Source organism: Christiangramia marina, assembly GCF_048285865.1.
Classification (GTDB): Bacteria; Bacteroidota; Bacteroidia; order Flavobacteriales; family Flavobacteriaceae; genus Christiangramia; species Christiangramia marina.
This window is the reverse complement of the sequence record NZ_JBLVTK010000014.1, coordinates 1-753: the sequence shown is the minus strand read 5'-3', so window position 1 is coordinate 753 and position 753 is coordinate 1. Positions and strand designations below refer to the sequence as shown.

General features: G+C 63.2%; 1 protein-coding gene. It reads left to right on the top strand.

From position 1 onward, the window contains the following. The coding region (mobV, locus tag ACNKXS_RS15110) for a MobV family relaxase (protein WP_417921605.1) at positions 1 to 753 on the top strand (753 nt) is incomplete at both ends.

Here is a 753-nt window from a genome sequence, read left to right as displayed (position 1 = left end):
GACGACGCTTAGCAAGCGCGTCGGCCATGTGGCCCGGACGACCGCCAGCGCTCGCGAGCATTTGAACCCCAACGCCACCGAGGCCAACATCACGCTTTGCGGCGACGCCGGTTGGCAGAAGGACTTCAAGAAGCTTGTCGACGGCATGTGGCTCCCCAAGCTCAAACAGGGGACGACCCACACGCTGGCCCGCGAATTTGTCCTCACGGCCTCGCCCGAGTGGTTTGCTGGGAAGACCAAAAAGCAGCGCAACGAGTGGGCCAAGGCCAACGTCGATTGGCTGATCGAGCGCTTCGGCGCCGACCGCGTGGCATATGCCGAGCTTCACCTCGACGAGCAGACCCCACACATTCAAGCCTTTGTCTTGCCGCTCAAAGTTGACGCCAATCGCAAGGGCGAGGTGCGCAGCGACAGGGGCAACGGCTGGACCCTCTCGGATTCAGCGCTCAAACTCGGAGGCCATTGCAGCGAGCTGAGCGTCCTGCAGGACGAATACGCCGCAGCCATGAAGCGCTTTGAGCTTCGGCGCGGGATCAAAGGCAGCCCGGCCAAGCATCAGACCATCGCCGCCTGGCGAAAGCAGATGGCCCGCCCGATCGACAAACCGATCAAGGAGCCCAAGGCCATCGAGCCCACTCTGGCCGATCGCTTCAACATCGAGGATTACGGCAGGCGGGTCGCCAAGGCCGCACACGCCGACGTCTTCAAGCAGATGAAGCCCGACCACCAGCAGGCCAAGGCGCAAGCCAAGGA